A 23,865-nucleotide genomic window follows, 5' to 3' on the forward strand; every position below is an offset into this window, starting at 1 on the left:
GTTGTCTTTTTGATAATTTTCTATCAATCTTAAATATTATACTACGCTGTTAAACCATTAACAACCCCCTAATCCGGATTTTATGTTAAATTTTGAAGTTTTTTTGGTGGATATGTTGCATTTTCATGTTAATTTCACATTTTTTCCTGTTAATTCCGACTTAAATCGTCGGATTTTTTGTAAAATCTCCTCGCCCTCTTTGTTGTCGGAATGTTAAATAAAAAACAGAGTGGAAATTTCCACTCTGTTTTATCGGTTTGATTCTTTAGTCCTCTTTCATAACATCGTCGATGAAGTTTTTCAGAACCTCTGCGGAATGCTCTACCTGCTCCCGCTCCTTGTCTGTCAGGGTAATCTTGATCGCCTTGGCAATTCCATCCGCGTTGACTACGCAGGGGATACTGATGCAGGAACCTTCCAGCTCTTCTCCGTACTCCTTACCCAGTACATGAGCCACCGGAAGTACGGTATTCTGATTCTTGAGAATGGATTCTACAATCCGGAAAGTGGACATGGCGATTCCGTCGAAGGTTGCGCCCTTCAGGGAGATAACGTCCGCGCCGCCGGTCTTTGCCTTCAGTGCGATAGCGTCCTTTACTTCCTCCTTCTCCTTCGGATCCTCCGGCAGGAAATGGTCGATGGTCTCGCCTGCTACGTTGACACTGCTCCAGATCGGTACCTGGCTGTCTCCGTGCTCACCCAGGATATAACCCTGAATATCACGGATATCTACGTTCGCACGCTGGCTTAAGAGATAGCGGAAACGCGCGGTATCCAGAGAGGTTCCGGTTCCGATAACCCGCTCCGAAGACAGGCCTGTCTCCTTCTGAATCAGATAGGTATTCACGTCAACCGGGTTGGATACCACGATAATCAGCGGATTCTTTGCGTACTTCATGATGTTCTTCGCAATGCTTCTTGCCACTCCGGTATTTACCTTCGCAAGCTCCAGACGGGTCTGACCCGGCTTCCGGGGAATACCCGCTGTAACAATGATAATCTTGGCGTCCGCGCACTCCTCATATCCGCCCTGACGAACGCGTACCTGGCTGTAGAAAGCGGTTCCGTGTGAGATATCCAGGGCTGCACCCTTCGCACGATCTTCGTTTACGTCTACCAGGACGATTTCTCCTACCTGTGCCCGCAGCATCAGGGTATAGCAGATAGTCTCGCCTACATTTCCAGCTCCAATTACTACGATCTTGTTTGATGTTTCATTTGCCATACTGTTACCTCACTCTTTCTCGTTTCATCCCAACGTGATTTTTTTCACAATATTGATATTTTTTTATCAACCGATTGCATTATATCACGTACAATCCTGTTATGCAAGAGGTAAATGAAATTTTTGTACTTCTTTTTATACAATTTTTCTATGAGATTAACAAATCCTTAACGATGGCTCCGTCCGAGTGCGCATTTTTATGAAAAGGATGTGCATTTTTGCAAATAAAAGCAGTGCTGATTTCCTTCTCGCCGGAGAATTCTGTCAGCACTGCTCTTTTGTCAGTTCATTACTTTTTTAACAGAAAGCTTTCACCCTGACAAAGAAGCATAAGCCTGCAATCAGGTGCGCTCTCACCCATATGCTCTATGATTTAGTCTGGAAAGCGTCAGAGCTGTATCTCCCGCATAATATAATCTGGAAAATCCAAAATAAAGCCCAGTCCCTCCTCGGGAATCAGTCTCTCCACGGCTTCTCAGTTCTATTTTTCTGCCTCTTTTTCTCCCTCGCAGATCTTAAGTGCAGTTCCAAAGCCGATTCCCAGACGGGATGCGCCCATGTCCACATACTTCTTTGCGGTCTCGTAATTGCGAATACCGCCGGAGGGTTTTACCTTGATTCTGCCTTTTGCCTCGTCCAGCATCGTAGTTACCGCTTCCTCGCTTGCGCCGGATGCCGCGAAGCCTGTGGAGGTCTTTACGAAGTCCGCGCCTGCCTCAATGCAGATCTCTGTTCCCCTTCGAATCTCTTCCTCGGTCAGCTCACAGGTTTCGAAAATAACCTTCACGCCTACGCCATGCTTCTTGGCTGCCTTTACCACGCCTTCGATACCGCGTTTTACCTCATCCCATTTACCGGAACGGGCATAGCCGTAGTTCATAACCATGTCGATCTCCGCCACACCGGTAGGTGCGTAGAGCTCTGCCAGAGCTGCCTTTCCCTCTGCGGTGCTGTCGCCATGGGGGAAGTCCAGTACACAGCTGACCTTGGTGTTGGTTCCCTTGCACATTTCTACCGCAAGAGCAATATCGCAGGGGCGTACACATACGGTGTAGGAATCACATGCGATGCAGTCCTTAATAGCCTGCTTTACCTCATCCTCGGTCATGTTCGGTTTCAAAATTGCGGAATCAAAATATCGACTGATTTTCATAATGTTTTTCTCCTTTTCATAAATTCTGTCACATCATCTTTATCGGGCAGGGACGGAAGCGAGCCATGCTTCGACGCAGTCAGTGCGCCCGCCGCATTGGCATACTTCTGTCAGCCATAGACTTCTGCATAGAATCTGTCAATGGCTTCCCGATCTGGCATGGAAGGCGCAGTGCCCTTCCTGGTTACTGAAAGCGCTCCCGTCACATTACCATAACGCAGAGCTGTGAATAAATCCTTCCCCTCTGCCAACGCCATAACGAAGCCTCCGTTAAACGCGTCTCCCGCGCCGGTGGTGTCAATGGCGTCTACGGACAACCGTTCTACCAGCTCGTATTTTTCGTTATTCATTGCAAACGCTCCCATGGATCCTAAGGTAATGACTACCTGCTTTACCCCTTTTTCCATCAAAACCTCTGCTGCCTTCTTAGCATCATCACCATTTTCGATTTTCACTCCAGTGAGAATCTGTGCCTCTGTCTCATTGGGTGTGACGATGTCCAGCTTCTTCAGGATCTCCGCCGGAAGCTCTGCCGCCGGAGCAGTGTTCACTACGATAGTTACGCCTGCTGCATGGGCAATGTCAATCACCTTATATAGGGCATCAAAATTGATCTCCAGCTGCAGAAGAAGAATGTCCGAAGACTCAATGAGCGCCCGGCTCTTCTCTATATCTTCCTCTGTTATGTTACCGCAGGCGCCGCTGATCACCACGATTTCATTCTGGGCCGTTCCCTCTTCCACCGTAATCAACGCACAGCCTGTCTCTTTTTCCTCATCCACGAAGATATATTCGGTATTCATACCCTCTTTTTCATAAAAATCCGTAGCGACCTTTCCGAATACATCTTTTCCCACCTTTGTCACCAGCGTCACATCCGCGCCGGCTCTGTGGGCAGCTACAGCCTGATTGGAGCCCTTACCGCCGGGTCCCATCACAAAGGTGCTTCCCATAACGGTCTGTCCCGGTACCGGAAGCGTTCTGGTTCTTCCTGTCAAATCCACTACAAAGCTTCCGAATACAACTACCTTTTTACCCACGCTCTTCACCTCCGATAAGCTTTTCAATCTTCTCCTGAAATTCTGCTATCTCTTCTGGACCGTCCAGGATTCCCATTTCCAGATCCACAATGTGATTTTCCATCGGATTCAGAATCTCCTGTCCGCCCTGTTTTCTCTGCTCAACTCTTCCGATAGGATGATTGATATTTTTTTGTCAACAGATTGCATTATATCACGTACAATCCTGTTATACAAGAGGTAAATGAAATTTTTGTACTTCTTTTTATACAATTTTTTCTATGAGATGAACAAATCCTTAACGACGGCTCCGTCCGAGTGCGCATTTTTATGAAAAGGATGTGCATTTTTGCAAATAAAAGCAGTGCTGATTTCCTTCTCGCCGGAGAATTCTGTCAGCACTGCTCTTTTGTTAATTCATAGCTTATTTCTTTACAAATGCTTTCTTCACGAATGCATTCTCTTAATAACCTTCAGTCTCGTGAACTCCTCACGCTCCTTCTCCTCCAGGGCGTTGGAAATATCCTTCGTCAGCGCCTCGTAGCGGGGAATGGTGATATTCTTCAAAGCGTTGGCACGCTTCTGGGCCTTCTTGATATTGGCCGCCAGCTGGTAGGCTGAATTCTCTACCGCAGACAGCTTGATGGTCAGATCCTTTACCTTTTCAAAAGAGACCCTGGCGATATCCAGAGATTCCTTCGTGCTGTAGAAGGCGTAGGCCGGCGCACGGGTAGCTGCGTCGTAGCGGACCAGCGGAATCTCGGTACCCATGATACTTCGGGTCTTGACCTCTACCGTATCCTCCACAGGTACGTTCCGGGCCACATCAGCTACGGCATTGATACCCAGCTCCATGTCGGCCTTCTGGAGGGCTGCATAGGCTGTAGTAAAGGTTGTGCGGATCTCGTCCTGGATATCCTTGGCCTGATCCACCAGTCCCATCAGCTCCCGGATCAGAATGTTCCGCTTCTTGTCCATCAGCTCATAGCCCTGCTTTGCCAGCTTCAGGGAGTTCTTCGCGCGTATGAGGTTGCCTTTTGTAGGAACTGCATTGTTATCCATACAGCTTCCTCCTTCTTAAAAAAACTCGGTTTACATTATTCTGCCGGCTTGTAGTACTTATCAAGAATCTTGGTATCCACACGGTCCAGTTCCTCTCTCGGCAGCATGCCGAGAAGCTCCCAGCCAATGTTCAGCGTCTCTTCGATGGTACGGTTTTCCTCCGGACCCTGGCCTACAAAGCGGGCCTCAAAGGCCTTACCGAACTGCAGGTACTTCTTATCAATCGGAGACAGCTCGTCCTCGCCGATAACGGAAGCCAGCGCTCTCGCGTCTCCCACCTTCGCGTAGGAGGAGAACAGCTGGTTCGCCAGATCCTGATGATCCTCTCTGGTATAGCCTGCTCCGATACCGTCCTTCATCAGACGGGACAGGGAGGGCAGTACGCTGATAGGCGGATAAACTGCCTGTCCGTGAAGCTCACGATCCAGTACAATCTGACCCTCGGTAATATATCCGGTCAGGTCCGGAATGGGGTGGGTGATATCGTCGTTGGGCATGGTCAGAATCGGGATCTGTGTCACGGAACCATTGACGCCCTCTACGATGCCGGCACGCTCATAGATGGTGGCCAGCTCACTGTATAAGTATCCAGGATAACCCTTTCTGGAGGGAATCTCGCCCTTGGAGGAGGAAACCTCACGCATGGCCTCCGCAAAGGAGGTCATATCGGTCAGGATAACCAGGATATGCATATTGCACTCAAAGGCAAGATACTCGGCTGCGGTCAGAGCCACACGGGGTGTAATCAGACGCTCTACAACCGGGTCATTTGCCAGATTCATAAACATGGTAACGTGCTCGGAGGCTCCGCTCTCGTCGAAGGCACGGCGGAAGAAATCCGCTACGTCGTGCTTCACGCCCATGGCCGCAAATACGATACCGAACTGCTCGTCCGAATCGTCGCCCAGGGAAGCCTGCTTTACCAGCTGTGCCGCCAGCTGATCATGGGGCAGACCGTTGCCGGAGAAAATCGGCAGCTTCTGTCCTCGAATCAGGGTGGTCAGACCGTCAATCGCGGAAAATCCGGTACGGATATAGTTACGCGGATACTCACGGGTAACCGGGTTTAAAGGCTGTCCGTTGACATTCCGGTGAATGTCGGATACGATTTCGCCCAGGCCGTCGATGGGCTGTCCGATACCGTTGAAGGTACGGCCCAGGATCTCCGGGGAAAGGACAATCTCCATGGGATGGCCGGTCAGCTTGGTGTGGGTATTGCGAAGGGACATATTGTCGGTTCCGCCGAATACCTGGATCACCGCCTTATCCTTATAGCATTCGATGATACGGCCCAGCTCTTTCTTATTGCCGTCCACCGTAATCTCTACGATCTCCTCGTAGGACGCGTTCTGGACGCCTTCCAGGGCAATCAGAGGGCCGTTGATTTCACTTAAGCCTAAATATTCAATTGACATTTTCTCTTCCTCCCCTTACGCGTTCTTTTCCAGTACACGGTCGTAGAATTCGTCGATCGCTTTCTTATAATCGTCAAACAGCTCCAGATGGTCGTTGGGCACATCGTATTTGATGGCAATGACCTTCTCGAAGATATTTTCACGCTTCAGCACGGACATAGGCATGCCCTGTGTAATCAGCGCCTTGGATCTGTCGTAGAGATAGAGTATGGTCTCCATCATTTTCATCTGCTTTTCCATCGGTACACAGGTGTCATCCGGATGGAAGGCGTTCTGCTGCAGAAAGCCCAGACGGACAACTCTGGAAATCTCCAGAACCAGCTTCTGGTCATCCGGAAGCACGTCGCTTCCGATCAGCTTTACAATCTCCATCAGGCTGCTCTCCTGGTTCAGGATTACCATCAGACGATTTCTGCAGTCCATGAAGTTCTTTGCCACATGATCCTTATACCAAGGCGCCAGATCGGACACATACTCACTGTAGCTACTGAGCCAGTGGATAGCCGGGAAATGACGGGCATAAGCCAGGGATTTATCCAGTCCCCAGAAGCAGCGGACGAAACGCTTGGTGTTCTGTGTAACCGGCTCGGAGAAGTCGCCGCCCTGAGGGGATACGGCTCCGATGATGGATACGCTTCCTTCTGTTCCGTTTAAGTTCAGCATCATGCCGGCACGCTCATAGAACGCAGACAGACGGGATGCCAGGTATGCCGGGAAGCCTTCCTCTGCAGGCATTTCCTCCAGACGTCCGGACAGCTCACGCAGAGCCTCAGCCCAACGGGAAGTGGAGTCTGCCATGATCGCTACGTCGTAGCCCATGTCTCTGTAATACTCAGCCAGGGTAACACCTGTGTAAATACTAGCCTCACGGGCTGCCACCGGCATATTGGAGGTATTGGCGATCAGCGTGGTACGCTCCATCAGGGGGTTGCCTGTCTTCGGGTCAACCAGCTTGGAGAAATCCTCCAGTACCTGTGTCATCTCATTGCCACGCTCGCCGCAGCCGATATAGATGATGATATCCGCATCGGACCATTTCGCGATCTGATGCTGCGTCATGGTCTTACCGGTTCCGAATCCGCCGGGAATCGCTGCGGTACCGCCCTTGGCGATGGGAAACAGGGTATCCAGGATACGCTGTCCGGTAACCAGCGGCTTGGAAGCCGGGTAACGCTTGGTGGTCGGTCTCGGCACACGGATAGGCCATTTCTGCATCATGGTCAGTTCCTTCTCGGTACCGTCGTCCAGCTGCAGAACCGCAATGGTATCACAGATGGTATACTGGCCGTCCGGCATTACCTTTGTCAGTACGCCGGAGAGATTCGGAGGAACCATAACCTTATGAACGATTGCCTTTGTCTCCGGCACCTCACAGATGATGGAGCCGCCGCTGACGCGGTCGCCCTCCTTCACGATCATGTGGGCGTCCCAGAGCTTCTCCTTATCCAGAGAATCTACGACAGTACCGCGGCTGATATAAGCGCCGCCGATTTTCGCGATCTCACTTAAGGGACGCTCAATACCGTCGAAAATATTATGCAGGATTCCGGGAGCCAGGTATACGGAGATAGCGTCTCCGGTAGCCTCTACGATTTCACCCGGTTTGATTCCGGTGGTCTCCTCGAATACCTGAATGGTTGTTCTGTCTTTATCCAGACCGATGACCTCGCCTACCAGCTTTTCCTTGCCTACATAGACCATCTCGGCCATCTTAAAGCCGGTGTTGCCTTTGATGTATACAACAGGGCCGTTGATTCCATAGATAACGCCTGTTCTATTCATGGTGTGCTCCTCCTTTTAACTGGAAGCTTTCCTTCGCCCCTGCCAGCTTGCTCTCAAAGGAATTATCGATGAGGATATTCCGGCCCGGCAGTACGGCGCGTGTTCCGCCCATAAAGGAGTATTCGCTGACCGTCACCGGCGCTCCTACTTCTGACTCGATGCTGTATTTCTTCTGCGCATCGGACGGGTCAATATATAAAATCACTTCGTCTCCGTCTGCAAACTCCCTTGCCTCGCGCAGTTGTTTCACCAGCATCTGATGATATTCCCTGGTCTCCGCAAAGTTTGCCAGCAGATCCTTTACCTCTACAAAAAGCTTTTCCTTCAGTTCATCCTGCTTTTTGCTTAAGGTTCTCTTGATTTCAATCTGTTCCTCGGAGAACTGCTTGTTGTTTTCACGAACCAGACGGTCTGTCTCGGTCTTGATTTCAAGCTCCTCCTGACGACGCTTTTTCTCCTGATGCTCCTGAAAAATCTTTTCCATGGCATCTGTATACTCGCGGATCATGACGTCGCTTTTATGTCTCGCCTCTTCCATGGCGTAAGTCGTAAAATGCTGCAGTTTTTCTTCTGTCGTCATTGCGCTCACCTTCCTTCCTGTTCACTCTAAAGCTTGACTCCGATGGCTTCGTTCACATAGGAGGTAATGAAATTCTCTCCTCTTGTAGTGCCATGGCGGTCCGGAATTTCAATGAGAAGCGGAAGACTGTGTCCCTGACGCGCTTCGTTGACAACCTCGGGAAATTCGCGGCCAAACTTCTCCGTCAGAATTACTACAGCCACATCCTTGTCAGCCATCACACGGTTCAGCTCTGCCCTCAGCTCCTCTTTTTCGTGGACAACGGCGCCCTCGACGCCTGCCAGGCGCATGCCTGTGCAGGTATCGATATTGTCGCTTATCAAATACATCTTCATATGGATTCCGCCTTTCGGGTCAGGGATTTACAGCTTACCAAGAATCATGAAGGAGATGATCAGACCATACAGAGCGATACCTTCGGCCATTGCTACGAAAATCATGGACTTACCGAAGATGCTCTGATCCTCGCTGATTGCGCCCAGTGCCGCGCTTGCGGAAGACGCTACGGCAATACCGGAACCGATACCGGAAAGGCTGGTAGCCAGCGCTGCTGCGATATATCCCAGTCCTGTGGACATGCCTGCTGCGGTTTCTGCCGCGGTCTCTGCTGCGTGTACGTCTCCGCCGTATGCGAGAACGGCTGCCAGAGCCAGAGTACCGAAGAAGAAGAAGCAGTTGCATCCAAGGCTTCTCTTATAACGGCTGCGGGAGGGCTGTCCCAGGAAATATGCTCCAAACGGAACCATAATGCTTAATACAAGAGCTGCAACCAGTAATACTTTCACTAACATAGACATTTTAATTTCCTCCTTTTAATACCTTTTGTAATAATTTTATATAAATTTAAATTATTGCTTTTGTGTCTCTTATTTCTCTTTCAGCTTATAGGGCTTAAACGCATGTCCGGTTCCCTTGTAGAAACGGCTAAACAGCTCGTAGTACTCCAGACGCAGAACCTGGATACCTACGATCAGACCCTCCATGGCGCATACAAAGGCGTTGCCCAGTACGATAACCAGCCAGTTTCCGGTGGCTCCATTTTCGAAGCCCGCCAGCATCAGCACAACCTCCATCATGGCCGCGTGGCTGACTGCGAACGCGCCGATACGGACGAAGGACAGGGTGTTGGAGAAGAAGCTTAAGAGCACCTCAAACATCTCGAAGAAGGTCAGCACCAGATACATGGCCACGCCGCCATCCAGCTCTGCTTTCTTCTTTTCCATCCATGCGGTCAACGGCTCCTTGAAGGCCATAGCCAGAAGCGGAAGTCCCAGAACCAGCACCATGATAATAGTAGCCGGAAGCGCGTGTCCGCTCATAAAGAGAATCAGGCTTGCTACTACGAAGCCGTAGAAGATAAAGCCTGCCACACCGTTGGTATCGAACCAGGTGCCCTCGATATCATGATTCCGGACTGCCACGATAATATGCAGAATCATAGCCGTCAGAATCAGGAACATACCGAATACAATGGCTACCACAAAGACGGTGTTCATCTGTCCCACCACCGGAAGCGTCATCATGGCTTCCTTGGGCTTCAGCCAGCGTGCGGGAATCACATCCTCGAAGCCGAAGAAGCTGCCGTACATAAAGCCGAAGAAGGTGGAGAAGATACCGGCGCTGCCGATAATCGCCGCCAGATCCATGCCCTTCTTCTTATAGAGGAAGAAGCCGCCCAGCAGCAGTACCAGGCCCTGTCCCACATCACCGAACATGGCGCCGAAGATAAAGGCATAGGTGATGGCCACAAACATGGTCGGGTCCAGCTCATTGTAGGCCGGAAGGCCATACATCTTTACATACATCTCAAAGGGACGGAAAATCTTGTGGTTATGAAGTTTCGTGGGCGGTGTACTGAAGATGTTGTCATGGTCATCCTCTACCACCACGAAGGTCTGCTCGTCTTCCTCGATTTCCTTCTGGAAGGCGTCGGCCTGATCCTCCGGCATCCAGCCACAGAGGATATAGAACACATTGTCCTTCTCCCGGGTCAGCGCCGCGAATTTCCGGATATCGAAGCTTGCGGAACGCTTTTTCAGGTAAGCGCTTGCCCCTGCCAGCTCGTCGATACGGTCTGCTACCACGGAAGAAATCTTATCATCCATGGCTGAAAGCTTCGTATCCAGCTCTGCCAGTTCCTTTTTCAGCTCCTCATACGCCTCGGTTGCGGTACCCTCGTACTCGTCCGGAATGAAGATATGCTCAAAATGCATGGACGCGTACACCGCGTCAATCTTATCTGCCAGAGAAGCCGGTACAAAATAAACTCCGTAAACATACTCCTCATCGCTGCGGCATTTATAGAAAATCGTATCCAGTGTATCGTATACGTAGCGGTCGAACTTATCGAAGTACTCCTTGGAAATCCGTCCGAACCGGTACTTTTCATAATGGAAATTCAGCAGGCTGTGGACGTCAAACTCCAATCCCTGGAAGGGCTCAATGCTGTCCATGGAAGCTTTGCATTTTTCCCGCTTCGCGGTAAGCTCCGCCTTCTGATCCTTCAGATCGGTCAGGTTCTTTTCCGCGTCCCTTAAAATCTGCTCCGCCTTCTCTACTGTCATATCGGGGAATTCCCGATCTGTGTGCAGATCTGCCGGGAGATATTCTGACGCCTGACGCAAGATTTCCTCGTAAGGATTCTTGTCCGTGTAGGCTCTCAGATTCTGTACTGTCTTAAGCTCTGTCAGGGCGTGCTCCAGTTGGATCTCGTACTTGGAAAGATACTGACCGGCCATGCGCTCAATATCATTCTTCGGCCCTGTGATGCTTAAGAACTTCATCTTTACAATCACTTTGCTGCTACCTCCTCTTACTGTTAGCTTTCAGCCTTCGACCGTTCCACATATTTCATGGTTTCCGCGGCGGGAAGTCCGTAGCGGACACCCTCCAGAACGGTAGTCAGCCGATCCAGTTCCTGCTCCTTATCGTACAGGTAGCCGGTAATCACCGCCAGAGAATACGGATTGGCACGTTTTTCTTCCGTATAAATCTTACGCAGAAATCTGTCATATACCGTCTCCAGCTCCTGGCTGTCCAGTTTTAGAAACCTTCTGCCATAATAGGTCTTCTGGATTGCTTCCTCCAGAGCCCTGTTGTCTGCCGCCGATACCATAGCGCGGATATCGCTGTCATGAAGCTTGTAGGTCACCGGAATCAGAAGAGCGTAGGTGGAAGCCTCCGACATCTGATAGTATTTCTTTGTCCGGTAAATCCACATCATATTCAGCAGGTCAATCTGACTTCCCAGGCTTCTGGTCAGAAGTACCTGGGTCTTACCCTTGGTCAGCTTGCTGTTCTGTTTCCATATGGTGGAAAAATAATACAGATCCAGCGTCATTTCATAATCGAAGAGCCCCATGTTTTCTGCATGATCCAGCTTCTCCAGCACCTTATAGTAATCCGTGCCCTTCAGCGCTTCCAGAATCTCCGGAACCGTCTCCGCCTCAGCCAGCCTGTCCAGCGGCACATCCGTGTAACGCTGTATCATCCCCCGAAGCTCTTTCTCCTCTGCGGTACGATCCCCATGGTTGAACACTCTTCGGAATGCCCGCTTGATAATCGCAATCTCAAACTTACAGAAGTAAAGCTTCAAAATCTTTTTCTGATCCTTATCACAGAAACGATAGATCTTGGAGAAATCATAGTAAAGCGTACCGACCAGCAATTTCTCAATCTGCCCCCGGTGAAGCTCTGTCTCGTCATATCCCTTAAACAGGGCTCCATAGGCCGGAATCTTTTTCAAATAGGCCACCGCCTGCGGAACACTCTCCATAGCTGCCAGCTTCTCAAAATCAGAATGCGTCAGAAGCCTGCTGTCCATGGCCCGTATCTTTGTGGCAACGGCACTGTATTTCATCAGCTCGCCCATGCCTATTCTCCTATCATCTTATTGAAAATCGCAGTCGCCAGCTTCTCATGGTTCTGGTTGTACTCCGCTTCCATGTCTGCCAGCACCCGGTCCGTCTCCTGCTTCATTTTCAAAAGCTCATTCTCCGCCGAAAGGTTCAGCTTCTCATTCAATGTCTTCAGCTTTTCCTGGGTCTGCGCGTCAATCTCCTTATCAAAGGCCTGTGTCTTCGCCTCATACTCAGCCGCGATCTGCTTCTTCTGCTCTGCAGCCTTCTTCTCCAGCGCTACCGCCGCGCTCTCGATCTCAGAAAGCCTGCCCAGCACTGCTTCCATCTGCTCCATGCAAATCCCTCCTGTCTCGTCATAGTCTTTGAATCCAGATTATACTATACTCTTTTTTTTAAAAAAGCTATAGCAAAATCCACCTAAAATGTATCATTTTCCATTGGCATTTTCTACAAATTTATGTATAAATTTCTATACTTTCGGCATTTTGACGCATTGGAAAACGCCTCTTTTTTACTGCTTTCGGATAATGATACATTTTACACACTTGTGTGTAATTTCCCCTGTTAGAGAAAAAATTCCCCGACATACGTCGAGGAATTTCATGCACAATTAGTTGTATTTACGCTTTCTAGCCGCTTCAGATTTTTTCTTACGTCTTACGCTGGGCTTCTCGTAATGCTCTCTCTTACGAATCTCCTGCTGAATGCCTGCCTTTGCACAGTTTCTTTTAAAACGACGCAGAGCGCTATCTAAAGTCTCGTTCTCTTTTACGATTACATTTGACATAGTTTCACACCTAACCTCCCTCCAGTTGTGTATTGTGCACGAGACAACTGTCTGGGTATTTTACCTTTGATTCGCAAAGGTATCCTTGCACACATAAGATTATAGTGGCTAATCGGTATTCTGTCAATACTTTTTTTCACCGTATTCGGTAAATTAAGGCCAAATTAAGGCTCGTAAATCTTCACCTCAAAGGAATCCCGGATAATCTGACGCCCCGCCTGCACGTCCTTGATTTCTCCCATGGCCACCAACTGTACAATGCTGTTGCCCAGAACCGATCCCTCTACCGGTCCCGCCATGACGCGCTTTCCGGTTTTCTTTGCGGTCAACTCGCAGAGAAGCTGATCCTGGATACCGCCGCCCACCATATTGATGCAGGAAACGGTCTTTCCGGTGATCTCCTCCATATATTTGACAGACTTGCGGTACTCCTCAGTCAGGCCGTTGTAGATAGCCATGGCCATTTCGCCCAGTCCCTCGGGGGTTCCCTGTCCGGTCTCCTCACAGTAACCGACGATCTCCTTCATCATATTCAGCGGTGCTGTAAACCGTGGATCCTTCGGATTGATACTGAAGTCCTGACGTCTGGCAGCCCGCGCCTCGCGGATAATATCCGGGAAGCCTACCTCTCCCTCGAACTCGCACCAGTTCCGGCGCAGATTCTGCATAATCCACAGACCATTGATATTCTTCAGGAACTGAATCTTACCGTCGATGCTGCCCTCGTTGGTGTAGTTATATTTATAGGATGCTTCATTTAAAATCGGCTCGTCCAGAACCATACCAAGCAGGGACCAGGTACCGCAGCTTAAGAAGGCCGCGTCGTCGGACTCCAGGGGCGCGCCCGCCACTGCGGACGCCGTATCATGGCTGCCTACCGCAATGACCTTCACATCCTTAAGACCGGTCTCCTCCTCTACTTCCGGAAGCAGTCCGCCGATGATGGTGCCAGGCATTACGATGTCGCCAAACATTTCTTTGTTCAGCCCCAGCTTTTCAATCAAATCATAATCCCACTCCCGCTTTCTGGCGTCCAGAAGCTGGGAAGTGCTTGCGAAGGTATACTCTGTATACATGATACCGGTCAGGAAATAACCGAACAGCTCCGGCATAAAGAGAATCCGTTTTGCGTTGTCCAGAATCACCGGACGCATCTTCTTCTCCGCGTATAACTGGAAGATGGAGTTGAAATACATAAACTCAATTCCGGTACGGTTGTAAAGTTCCTCCAACGGAATGATCTTCCCGATCTCGTCAATAACGCCGTCCGTACGGGAATCCCGGTAATTCACCGGATTGCCGATAAGGTTTCCGTCCTTGTCAAAAAGGCCGTAGTCCACGCCCCAGGTATCAATCGCCAGAGACTGAATCGGCACCTTCTTAGCCGCCGCTTTTTTCAGGCCCTGCTTCAGTTCATGGTAGAGGCCGAACAGATCCCAGTAAATATGTCCCCCTACACGTACCTCATGATTCGGAAAACGGTGCAGCTCCTCAAGCTCCAGTTTGCCGTCCTCCAGCTTACAGAGCACCATACGTCCGCTGGATGCCCCAAAATCAAAGGCCAGGTTATAAATTTTCTCTCCCATAAGTAATTCCTTCCCTTCTTTTTATGTGTTTTATCCCTGTGTGACCAGACGAACCCCCTGTTCCTCCAGAAAACTCAGCCATTCGGCTGACGGCTTCCGATCGGTCACAATTACATCCCCTTTTTTCAGCATCATGGATTTCACAAAGGAAACCCGGTCAAACTTACTGCTGTCCACAGCCAGAATTGCTGTGTCAGCGCAGCCGTACATGGCAATCTTGATATCGCTGTCCAGCTCGTTGGAGTCTGTCATGCCCTCCTTCATATCAATTCCCTTACAGGAAAAGATCGCTTTATCCACATGATAGCCGTTCAGAACCTTCTGGGCCGCATTTCCCACCAAGGAAAGGGAGCTTTCGTTTAAATTGCCTCCGGTGGAAATTACCTGGATTCCATCGTGACCGGCCAGCTCAATCAGTACCTCCACGGAGTTGGTAATAACCGTAAGCTTCTTCATTTCCTTCAGTTCCTTGGCAATCATCAGGGAGGTGGACGACGCATCCAGCATAATCCGATCGCCTTCCTCCACCAGGCCTGCCACCAGTCCGGCAATCACCTGTTTTTCGTCCCGGTTGGTTTTCTCCCGGATCCGCAGGGGCATATCCACATTTTTATTCTTATTCAGGACGGCTCCTCCGTAGGTTCTTTTTACAAAGCCCTCGATCTCCAGCTTCTCCAGATCGCGCCGGATGGTTTCATCCGTTACATCGTACCGTTTGCTCAGCTCGGAAACGAGAACCCGCTGTTCCTTCTGAAGAATCGCAAGAATTTCATTTTTACGTTCGATTGCTAGCATTTCTTCTCCTCCCTTTGTAAATTTTTTCCTGTCGTATTCTATTTTATCTTATTTGAATTTATTATATCATGTTTTTCTTGGTTTTTATAGTAGTTTTTCTTGGTTTTTAGTTGAAAATATTACAAACTCAACATGATAGTTTAAGAAAGAATCCTGCATAGCAGGATTCTCCGCCTGCGGCGGGTCGCGTAAGCGACATACTACCTCTCCGCCGCAGTGCGATAATATTTTTTCTGTAATAGGGGATTCCATAAGAATTTCCTATTACAGAAAAACCGATGGCAGAAAAATCTGCACATCGGTTTTTCATCTTATCTCCGTTCCCCGCAGCCCAGAATCTCTTCTGCCTGCCGAACCCGCTCCGGTTCCGGCGGCCGGATTCCTTCCAGGGGATATTTGATGCCCATATTTTCCCATTTAAAAACTCCCAGGGTATGGTAGGGCAAAACCTCTATTCGTTTCACATTCGCGAGCGTTTCGGTAAAAGCCCTGAGCGCCTGCAGATCCCCGATAAAATCGCTCCGCTCCGGCACCAGCACATGCCGAATCCAGACTGGCTTTCCAATCTCGGAAAGATAGCGGGCAAACTCCAGGATATTGCTGTTTTCCCTGCCTGTCAGTCTCCGGTGCCGTTCCGGATTCATTTCCTTCAGATCCAACAGCAGTAAATCTGTTACCTTCATCAACTTTTCCAGTTTTCCGAAAAACGGTTCTTCTCTGGTAAATGGCTGTCCTGCCGTATCAAGGACGGTATGAATGCCTTTTTCCTTTGCCAGGGTGAAAAACTCCAGCAGGAAATCCATTTGCAACAAAGGTTCGCCGCCGCTGACGGTGATGCCTCCCTGACTGCCCCAGTAATTTCGATAACGAAGCGCCCTTGAGAGCAGCTCCTCTGCCGTATAGACCGTTCCGGCAGCTTCCTCCCAGGTATCGGGATTGTGACAGAACTGGCAGCGCATCCGGCAGCCCTGAAGGAAGATCACATATCTCACTCCCGGACCATCGGCGGCCCCGAAGCTTTCCAGGGAATGTACTCTACATGTGGTCATGGCAAGTTCTCGCTATGACGTCCATCTGCTGTTCCCGGGTCAGATCGATAAACTTCACTGCATAGCCGGAAACACGGATCGTGAAATTAGCGTATTCTTCCTTCTCCGGGTGTTCCATGGCGTCTATGAGTTTTTCTCTTCCAAACACATTTACATTCAGATGGTGCGCTCCCTGATCGAAATAGCCGTCCAGAACCGCTGTCAGATTTTTCTTCTGCTCCTCTTCACTGTGACCAAGGGCACCCGGATTGATGGTCTGGGTATTGGAGATACCGTCCAGCGCGTATTCATAAGGCAGCTTCGCCACAGAATTCAGGGACGCCAGAAGTCCGTTCTGCTCTGCTCCATAGCTGGGGTTTGCGCCCGGCGCCAGCGGCTCGCCTGCCTTGCGTCCGTCCGGCATATTGCCGGTAGCCTTTCCGTAAACCACATTAGAGGTAATGGTAAGAATCGAGGTAGTAGCCTCCGAATTCCGATAAGTATGGCACTTCTTAATCTTCTCCAGGAAGGTCTTCAGCAGCCATACGGCGATATCGTCGGCACGGTCGTCATCATTTCCATAACGCGGGAAATCTCCCTCCACCTCATAGTCCACAATCAGGCCCTCTTCATCCCGGACAGCCTTTACCCGGGCATAGCGGATAGCACTCAGGGAATCTACCACATGGGAGAATCCCGCAATTCCGGTGGCAAAAGTACGGCGCACTTCCGTGTCTATCAGCGCCATTTCAGCCGCTTCGTAATAGTATTTGTCATGCATATACTGGATCGCGTTCAGTGTATTCACATAAAGGCGCGCCAGCCAGTCCATCATCCTATCGTACTTGCGGATAACCTCGTCATACTCCAGATATTCTCCCACATAGGGCGTATACTCCGGTCCCACCTGCTCCCGGGTCTTGGCATCCCGACCGCCGTTCAGCGCGTAGAGCAGACACTTTGCCAGGTTCGCCCGGGCTCCAAAGAACTGCATTTCCTTTCCTGTCTGCGTTGCGGATACACAGCAGCAGATCGAATAGTCGTCTCCCCATACCGGCATCATCACGTCGTCATTTTCATACTGAATAGAGCTGGTCCGTACGGAAATTGCCGCAGCATACTCCTTGAACGCCCTCGGAAGACGGGAGGAATAAAGCACCGTCAGGTTCGGCTCCGGGCTGGGTCCCATATTCTCCAGTGTATGCAGGAAACGATAATCTGTCTTCGTTACCATAGAGCGTCCGTCCATGCTCATGCCTGCTACCTCCAGGGTCGCCCATACCGGATCTCCGGAGAACAGCTGGTTGTAGGAAGGAACCCTGGCAAATTTTACCATACGGCATTTCATAACGAAATGGTCCACCAGCTCCTGTGCCTCTGCCTCTGTCAGAATTCCATTTTCCAGATCCCGCTCCAGATAGATGTCCAGGAATGTAGACACGCGGCCCACGCTCATGGCTGCTCCGTTCTGGGTGCGGATCGCCGCCAGGTAACCAAAATACAGCCACTGCACTGCTTCTCTTGCATTCTTTGCCGGTCCGGAGATGTCAAAGCCGTAAGATGCCGCCATCTCCTTCATTTCCTTCAGGGAACGAAGCTGTTCTGCCAGCTCCTCCCGCTGACGGATCACGTCGTCAAACATGGTACCGTCGCCACAGTTGGCAAAATCTTCTTCCTTCTTCGCAATCAGGAAATCGATTCCATATAATGCTACTCTACGGTAATCGCCCACAATACGTCCGCGTCCGTAGCTGTCCGGAAGTCCGGTGATAATTTTATTATGACGGGCTCTCTTCATCTCCGGCGTATATACATCAAACACCGCCTGATTGTGTGTCTTATGATATTTTGTAAAAATCTCATGAAGCTTTTCAGAGGGCTCATATCCATAAGTTGTGCAGGCCTGCTCCGCCATCTTGATACCGCCATAGGGCATAAACGCGCGTTTCAGCGGTTTATCTGTCTGAAGTCCTACAACCTTCTCCAGCTCCTTTTTGCCCTCTACAATGTACGCTGCCGGATAAGCGGTAATTCCGGATACCACCTCCGTCTCCATGTCAAGAACGCCGCCTTTGGCGCGCTCCTCTTTTTGAAGCTTCTGCAGCTCTCCCCAAAGTTCCTCTGTAGCTGCCGTCGGTCCTGCCAGGAATCTCTCATCACCTTCATAGGGGCGATAATTTTTCTGGATAAAGTCTCTTACATTGACCTCCTCTTTCCAGAATCGTCCACGGAAGCCTTCCCATGCCATGTTCTCTGTCATTGTATTTCCTCCTGTATCTGTTATATAGTCTGCAGCATTTTCAGATTAGCATCCCCTAATCCGTTAAAATTTTAACATGAATTTTTGCCTAAATCAATGGATTTTATGCATATTTTTTGTTCTTTCTGTGGTACATTTTCTTGTTTTTTGTTAATTTCTGGACAAAATAGTCAAAAAATAACGTCGGACAAGTGGAATGCTTTTTTGTACCGTTCCGAACTCGTCCGACGTTTTATTTTATCTTCTTTAAAGTCTGCTGTAACCGAAGGTATTGACAATGGCGTCTACCTTCTCCTGCTTCTGGCACAGGGGGCAGTCACGGAAGCTGTAGGTCTGATAATCCGGCATATCCTTCCGGGTGAAAATGGCGTTGACCGGAATGGAATGTGCCTTATCTACTGCGCTGAAAATCGCGTTGATGGCACTGATTTTGCCGCCGTAATACTCGATACACTCGATACTCTGATTCAGGGTTTTTCCGGTGGTGGCTGTAGCCAGCAGCAACAGGATATTCTTATCCCGGACCATCATCTGCATATTGTCACGAAAAATCAGCTGGCCTCCGGTATGGTACTCCGGAGTCGCGATATAGATGGTCTTGTGCTCATTGATGGAACGGACTCCGGCTTTGGTCAGCTCCTCTGCCAGATATGCTCCAATCACCTCGCAGCCATCCAGGCATACGATGGTGTCCACAATGCTGTAGTTGGAGTAATAGGCCAGCAATCTCGCTGCCGCCTGGGCTTCATTCTGGCGCGCCTTCAGTGTGGTCAGATCAATGTAATAATTGATGTAGGAATGGTTTGTGGCGAAATGACCCGGAATCACCTTCAGCGACACGGCCGGATCTGCCTTTGCATACACCTTAAACATCCTTGTTTCCATAAAATGCCCCCTTTTATGTTTGGTTTATGCTGTTATTGTATCACATTTCCTTTGATTTTCATATTGTTTTTTCACTATTTTCACTATTTTTACAATTATTAGATTTTTCTGATATTTTGACCACTTACTTTTACGGTACAGGAAATTCCAGCGGAATTCTCTGTTCCGTAAAGAATCCGGCAGAAACACGGTTTCCCGTATCTCTGCCGGATTCTTATTTATCTCATTATGCTTTTTGGCATGTCGACGAAAGGATTACTCCTCTGTCTTCTTCGGAGCGTACAGCTCGCCCAGGCTCTTCAGATACTCGTATCTTGCCTTAGCGTTCTCCTCAGCCTCTGCGAACAGCTTCTCAGCTCTTTCCGGATTAGCACGTACCAGAGAGTTGTAACGAACCTCTCCGTTCAGGAACTCCTTGTAGTCGCCTGTCGGCTCCTTGCTATCCAGAGTGAACGCGCTCTTGCCCTCAGCCGGAGCTGCCGGGTTGAAGCGGAAGCAGTGCCAGTAACCAGCCTTAACAGCCAGCTCTTCCTCTGTCTGAGCCTTGCTCATGCCCTTCTTGATACCATGGTTGATACACGGAGCGTAAGCGATGATCAGGGACGGTCCCGGATATGCCTCTGCCTCTGCGATAGCCTTTACACACTGGTTGTAATCAGCACCCATAGCGATGGAAGCTACATATACATAGCCATAGCTCATAGCGATGGAAGCCATATCTTTCTTCTTAACTTCCTTACCAGCTGCAGCGAACTGTGCGATAGCACCGGTCTGGGTAGACTTGGATGCCTGTCCGCCTGTGTTGGAATATACCTCGGTATCGAATACCATGACGTTGATGTCCTTGCCGCTTGCAAGTACGTGGTCTACACCGCCGAAGCCGATATCGTATGCCCAACCGTCACCACCGAAGATCCACTGAGACTTCTTAGCCAGGAAGTCCTTATCCTTCAGAATCTCCTTTGCTGCGTCGCATCCGCAAGCTTCCAGAGCTGCTACCAGCTTGTCAGTAGCTGCGCCGTTGGTAGCGCCTACGCCGTAGGTATCCAGCCACTCCTGTGCTGCTGCCTTTACATCATCACCTGCAGTCTCCATGAGAGCCTCAACCTTAGCCTTCAGTCCGCCTCTGACAGCGTTCTGAGCCAGGCTCATACCATAACCGAACTCAGCCGCATCCTCGAACAGGGAGTTGGACCATGCAGGACCCTGACCCTTCTGGTTTACGGTGTACGGTGTGGACGGTGAGGAGTTACCCCAGATAGAGGAGCATCCTGTCGCGTTTGCGATGTACATTCTGTCACCGAACAGCTGTGTGATCAGCTTTGCGTACGGTGTCTCGCCGCAGCCGCCGCATGCGCCTGAGAACTCAAGCAGCGGAGTCTTGAACTGGCTTCCCTTTACAGTAGCCGGTTTGAACTTCTCGATAACAGCGGTCTTCTCCGGCAGGGTTACTGCGTAGTCGAAGCCCTTCTGCTCTGCGATATTTGCTTCCATGTTCTCCATAGCCAGTGCCTTCGCACCCTTCTTGCCCGGGCATACGTTTACACAGGAGCCGCATCCGGTACAGTCAAGAGCAGATACTACCATAGAGAACTTGTAATCTGCCATACCAGTCATCGGAACAACCTTCATGGTCTCCGGAGCTGCAGCTGCCTCAGCCTCTGTCAGGGCTACCGGACGGATAACTGCGTGCGGGCAGACATAAGAACAACGGTTACACTGGATACAGTTCTCCGGATTCCATACCGGGATATCTACTGCGATACCACGCTTCTCATAAGCAGAGGAACCGCTCGGTGTAGTACCGTCTACGTAATCCTTGAATGCGGATACAGGCAGGCTGTTTCCTTCCTGTGCGTTTACCTTTGCCTGAATATCATTTACAAAGTTTACAACGTCGCCGCGGCCGTTCTCTGCATGTGTGAAGTCCAGTCCCTCGTCAGCTGCATTCTTCCAGCTCTCCGGAACGGTAATCTCAACAACCTGCTTAGCGCCTGCGTCGATAGCGTCGTAGTTCATCTGAACGATGGCGTCACCCTTTCTGCCATAGGTAGCCTTTGCAGCAGCCTTCATCAGCTCGATAGCCTGCTCCTCCGGAATGATGTTCGCCAGCTTAAAGAATGCAGACTGCAGAACGGTGTTGATACGTCCGCCCAGTCCGATCTCCTTACCAATCTTAATACCATCAATCACATAGAACTTGATGTTGTGGTTTGCGATAAAGCTCTTTACCTGGCCCGGCAGATGCTTCTCGATAGCTTCCATATCCCACGGGCAGTTCAGCAGGAAAGTACCGCCGTCTACCAGCTCCTGTACCATGTTGTACTTACGTACATAGGACGGATTGTGGCATGCTACGAAGTTTGCCTTGTGAATCAGGTAGGTAGACTTGATCGGGCTCTTACCGAAACGGAGGTGGGACATGGTCACACCGCCGGACTTCTTGGAGTCATAATCAAAGTAAGCCTGAGCGTACATGTCGGTGTTGTCGCCGATGATCTTGATGGAGTTCTTGTTTGCGCCTACGGTACCGTCTGCGCCCAGTCCCCAGAACTTGCAGTTGATGGTTCCTGCCGGAGTGGTTACCAGCGGAGCGCCTGTCTCAAGAGAAAGTCCGGTAACATCATCTACAATACCGATGGTGAACTTCTGCTTGCTATCATTCTTGTATACAGCAACGATCTGTGCCGGTGTGGTATCCTTGGATCCCAGTCCGTAACGGCCTGTGAATACCGGTGTGTCGTTGAACTTGGTTCCCTTCAGAGCTGCTACTACATCCAGGTACAGCGGCTCGCCAAGAGCTCCCGGCTCCTTGGTTCTGTCAAGAACGGTAATCTTCTTTACGCTCTCCGGAATCGTTGCTACCAGTGCCTCTGCGCTGAACGGACGGTACAGACGTACCTTTACAACGCCGACCTTCTCGCCTGCTGCTACCAGATAGTCGATGGTCTCTTCGATGGTATCGCATACAGAACCCATAGCTACGATAACGTGCTCTGCGTCTGCTGCTCCGTAGTAGTTGAACAGCTTATAGTCTGTTCCGATCTTCTCATTTACTTTGTCCATGTACTCCTGTACGATAGCCGGCATAGCATCGTAGTAGGGGTTACATGCCTCTCTTGCCTGGAAGAAGATATCCGGGTTCTGTGCAGAACCTCTCTGGCAGGGATGGTTCGGGTTCAGGGCATTCTTTCTGAACGCGTCGATGGCATCCATGTCAACCATATCCTTCAGATCTTCGTAATCCCATGTCTCGATCTTCTGGATCTCATGAGATGTACGGAAACCGTCGAAGAAGTTGATGAACGGAATCTTACCTTTGATAGCTGCGCAGTGTGCAACCGGAGTCAGGTCCATAACTTCCTGTACGCTGGACTCGCAAAGCATTGCAACACCGGTCTGACGACAGGCATATACGTCGGAATGATCTCCGAAGATAGACAGTGCGTGGCTTGCAAGCGCACGTGCGGATACGTTGAATACGCCCGGAAGCTGCTCGCCTGCTACTTTATAAAGGTTCGGGATCATCAGAAGAAGTCCCTGGGATGCTGTGAAGGTAGTGGTCAGAGCACCTGCTGCCAGAGATCCGTGAACAGCGCCAGCTGCTCCAGCCTCAGACTGCATCTCGGTAACCTGTACGGTCTGTCCGAAGATGTTGGTTCTTCCCTGTGTAGCCCACTCGTCGGTAGCTTCTGCCATAACAGATGACGGGGTAATCGGATAGATAGCCGCAACATCAGAATACGCATAAGATACATGCGCTGCTGCATGGTTTCCATCCATGGTCTTCATTTTTCTAGCCATGATATTTCCTCCTTATTTTATCAGCCCTGGCAAGGCATTTTTCATATCTTCATACGTAGTTGATTGTAACATATTGGTTGGCGGTTGTCCATTTGATTGTTGTATTTTTTGATGTACATTTGCGGATTCTGTGTATTTTTATTGTACAATGTCACGATATTTTTTTCATCCTGTACGTTTTCCTTCCTGTCTCTCTCTGTCTGCTTTTGTCTTTTCCATAATTTTACTTGATTTGTCTGGATTTGTGTGGTACCTTCTTTCTACAGACAAGGAGGAAATTCAAATGACAGACGACTATGATTCTCTGCTCTATGATAAAGCGCACTCCTACGGGATTGCGGCTGGGAAAGCGGAATGCATCCTGGAGACCCTGTCCGACTACGGGGAGGTGCCCCTGCGTATCCGGGAGCAGATCCTGAATCAGCGAAGCAACGCCCAGTTGAACCGCTGGTTTTCCCTGGCCCGGCAGGTACATAGCATCGACGCGTTTACGAACCGCATGTAAATAGACGTCACAGTGGTTCCGGCATTTTTATCCGAAGCATAAAAAATAGGCTTCGCCTATTCAACTCCCCTGCCCCTCATTCTTGAGGGGTGGGGGTTTCTTTTTCTTGCTTTTTCCTG

The 23,865-nt window shown here is 50.0% G+C and carries 20 protein-coding genes; 1 reads left to right on the forward strand and 19 read right to left on the reverse strand.

All coding sequences use genetic code 11. The features are described from left to right. Window positions 1-265: 265 nt before the first annotated feature. The 19 genes from OCV63_RS14150 to nifJ form a co-directional block, all read right to left on the reverse strand. Window positions 266-1,225 carry an L-lactate dehydrogenase gene (locus OCV63_RS14150; RefSeq protein ID WP_158364908.1) on the reverse strand — a complete coding sequence of 320 codons (960 nt, stop codon included), beginning with the start codon at window positions 1,223-1,225 and terminating at the stop codon, window positions 266-268. A 481-nt stretch (window positions 1,226-1,706) separates the two neighbouring features. Then, window positions 1,707-2,378, reverse strand: a complete 672-nt coding sequence (gene deoC, locus OCV63_RS14155; RefSeq protein WP_158364910.1) for a deoxyribose-phosphate aldolase — start codon at window positions 2,376-2,378, stop codon at window positions 1,707-1,709. A gap of 110 nt (window positions 2,379-2,488) precedes the next feature. Next, on the reverse strand, window positions 2,489-3,427 hold the full coding sequence (rbsK, locus tag OCV63_RS14160) for a ribokinase (RefSeq protein ID WP_158364912.1): 939 nt from the start codon (window positions 3,425-3,427) through the stop codon (window positions 2,489-2,491). 417 nt (window positions 3,428-3,844) lie between these two features. After that, window positions 3,845-4,459 carry a V-type ATP synthase subunit D gene (locus OCV63_RS14165; RefSeq protein WP_158364914.1) on the reverse strand — a complete coding sequence of 205 codons (615 nt, stop codon included), beginning with the start codon at window positions 4,457-4,459 and terminating at the stop codon, window positions 3,845-3,847. Window positions 4,460-4,494: 35 nt separating this feature from the next. Further along, window positions 4,495-5,874 carry a V-type ATP synthase subunit B gene (locus OCV63_RS14170; RefSeq protein WP_158364916.1) on the reverse strand — a complete coding sequence of 460 codons (1,380 nt, stop codon included), beginning with the start codon at window positions 5,872-5,874 and terminating at the stop codon, window positions 4,495-4,497. 15 nt (window positions 5,875-5,889) lie between these two features. Continuing rightward, window positions 5,890-7,656 carry a V-type ATP synthase subunit A gene (locus tag OCV63_RS14175; RefSeq protein WP_158364918.1) on the reverse strand — a complete coding sequence of 589 codons (1,767 nt, stop codon included), beginning with the start codon at window positions 7,654-7,656 and terminating at the stop codon, window positions 5,890-5,892. Further along, window positions 7,649-8,236: a V-type ATP synthase subunit E gene (locus OCV63_RS14180; RefSeq protein ID WP_158364920.1), complete on the reverse strand. Its 588-nt coding sequence runs from the start codon at window positions 8,234-8,236 to the stop codon at window positions 7,649-7,651. Before OCV63_RS14180 ends, OCV63_RS14175 begins: the two co-directional genes overlap by 8 nt. Before the next feature lie 26 nt (window positions 8,237-8,262). After that, window positions 8,263-8,571 (reverse strand): V-type ATP synthase subunit F, encoded by a 309-nt coding sequence (locus OCV63_RS14185; protein WP_158364922.1) that lies wholly within the window; start codon window positions 8,569-8,571, stop codon window positions 8,263-8,265. 27 nt (window positions 8,572-8,598) lie between these two features. Beyond that, entirely contained in the window at window positions 8,599-9,033 is a 435-nt protein-coding gene (locus OCV63_RS14190; RefSeq protein WP_158364924.1) for an ATP synthase subunit C, read from the reverse strand. 69 nt (window positions 9,034-9,102) lie between these two features. Beyond that, entirely contained in the window at window positions 9,103-11,031 is a 1,929-nt protein-coding gene (locus OCV63_RS14195; RefSeq protein WP_158364926.1) for a V-type ATP synthase subunit I, read from the reverse strand. Window positions 11,032-11,054: 23 nt separating this feature from the next. Next, entirely contained in the window at window positions 11,055-12,107 is a 1,053-nt protein-coding gene (locus tag OCV63_RS14200) for a V-type ATPase subunit (protein WP_158364928.1), read from the reverse strand. Between the two features lie 2 nt (window positions 12,108-12,109). Next, on the reverse strand, window positions 12,110-12,430 hold the full coding sequence (locus OCV63_RS14205) for an ATPase (protein WP_158364930.1): 321 nt from the start codon (window positions 12,428-12,430) through the stop codon (window positions 12,110-12,112). A gap of 276 nt (window positions 12,431-12,706) precedes the next feature. Next, window positions 12,707-12,883, reverse strand: coding sequence for a 30S ribosomal protein S21 (gene rpsU, locus OCV63_RS14210; protein ID WP_004054229.1), 177 nt, complete (start codon window positions 12,881-12,883; stop codon window positions 12,707-12,709). Between the two features lie 164 nt (window positions 12,884-13,047). Further along, window positions 13,048-14,469, reverse strand: coding sequence for a rhamnulokinase (locus OCV63_RS14215; protein ID WP_158364932.1), 1,422 nt, complete (start codon window positions 14,467-14,469; stop codon window positions 13,048-13,050). Window positions 14,470-14,499: 30 nt separating this feature from the next. Then, complete coding sequence (locus tag OCV63_RS14220; protein WP_158364934.1) at window positions 14,500-15,264, reverse strand: DeoR/GlpR family DNA-binding transcription regulator; 765 nt, start codon at window positions 15,262-15,264, stop codon at window positions 14,500-14,502. Window positions 15,265-15,575: 311 nt separating this feature from the next. Beyond that, window positions 15,576-16,313: a pyruvate formate-lyase-activating protein gene (pflA, locus tag OCV63_RS14225; RefSeq protein WP_158364936.1), complete on the reverse strand. Its 738-nt coding sequence runs from the start codon at window positions 16,311-16,313 to the stop codon at window positions 15,576-15,578. Continuing rightward, window positions 16,300-18,540: a formate C-acetyltransferase gene (gene pflB, locus OCV63_RS14230; protein WP_158364945.1), complete on the reverse strand. Its 2,241-nt coding sequence runs from the start codon at window positions 18,538-18,540 to the stop codon at window positions 16,300-16,302. Before pflB ends, pflA begins: the two co-directional genes overlap by 14 nt. A gap of 258 nt (window positions 18,541-18,798) precedes the next feature. Then, complete coding sequence (locus OCV63_RS14235) at window positions 18,799-19,437, reverse strand: phosphoribosyltransferase (protein WP_158364938.1); 639 nt, start codon at window positions 19,435-19,437, stop codon at window positions 18,799-18,801. A gap of 255 nt (window positions 19,438-19,692) precedes the next feature. Continuing rightward, the gene (gene nifJ / locus OCV63_RS14240) at window positions 19,693-23,241 is read right to left on the reverse strand and encodes a pyruvate:ferredoxin (flavodoxin) oxidoreductase (RefSeq protein ID WP_158364939.1); all 3,549 of its coding nucleotides are present in this window, start codon (window positions 23,239-23,241) and stop codon (window positions 19,693-19,695) included. Between the two features lie 283 nt (window positions 23,242-23,524). On the opposite strand from nifJ, the gene OCV63_RS14245 reads away from it, so the two are divergent. Beyond that, window positions 23,525-23,746 carry a hypothetical protein gene (locus OCV63_RS14245; RefSeq protein ID WP_158364941.1) on the forward strand — a complete coding sequence of 74 codons (222 nt, stop codon included), beginning with the start codon at window positions 23,525-23,527 and terminating at the stop codon, window positions 23,744-23,746. The last annotated feature ends 119 nt before the right edge of the window (window positions 23,747-23,865 follow it).

Source organism: Laedolimicola ammoniilytica (genome assembly GCF_025567165.1).
Taxonomy (GTDB): Bacteria; Bacillota; Clostridia; order Lachnospirales; family Lachnospiraceae; genus Laedolimicola; species Laedolimicola ammoniilytica.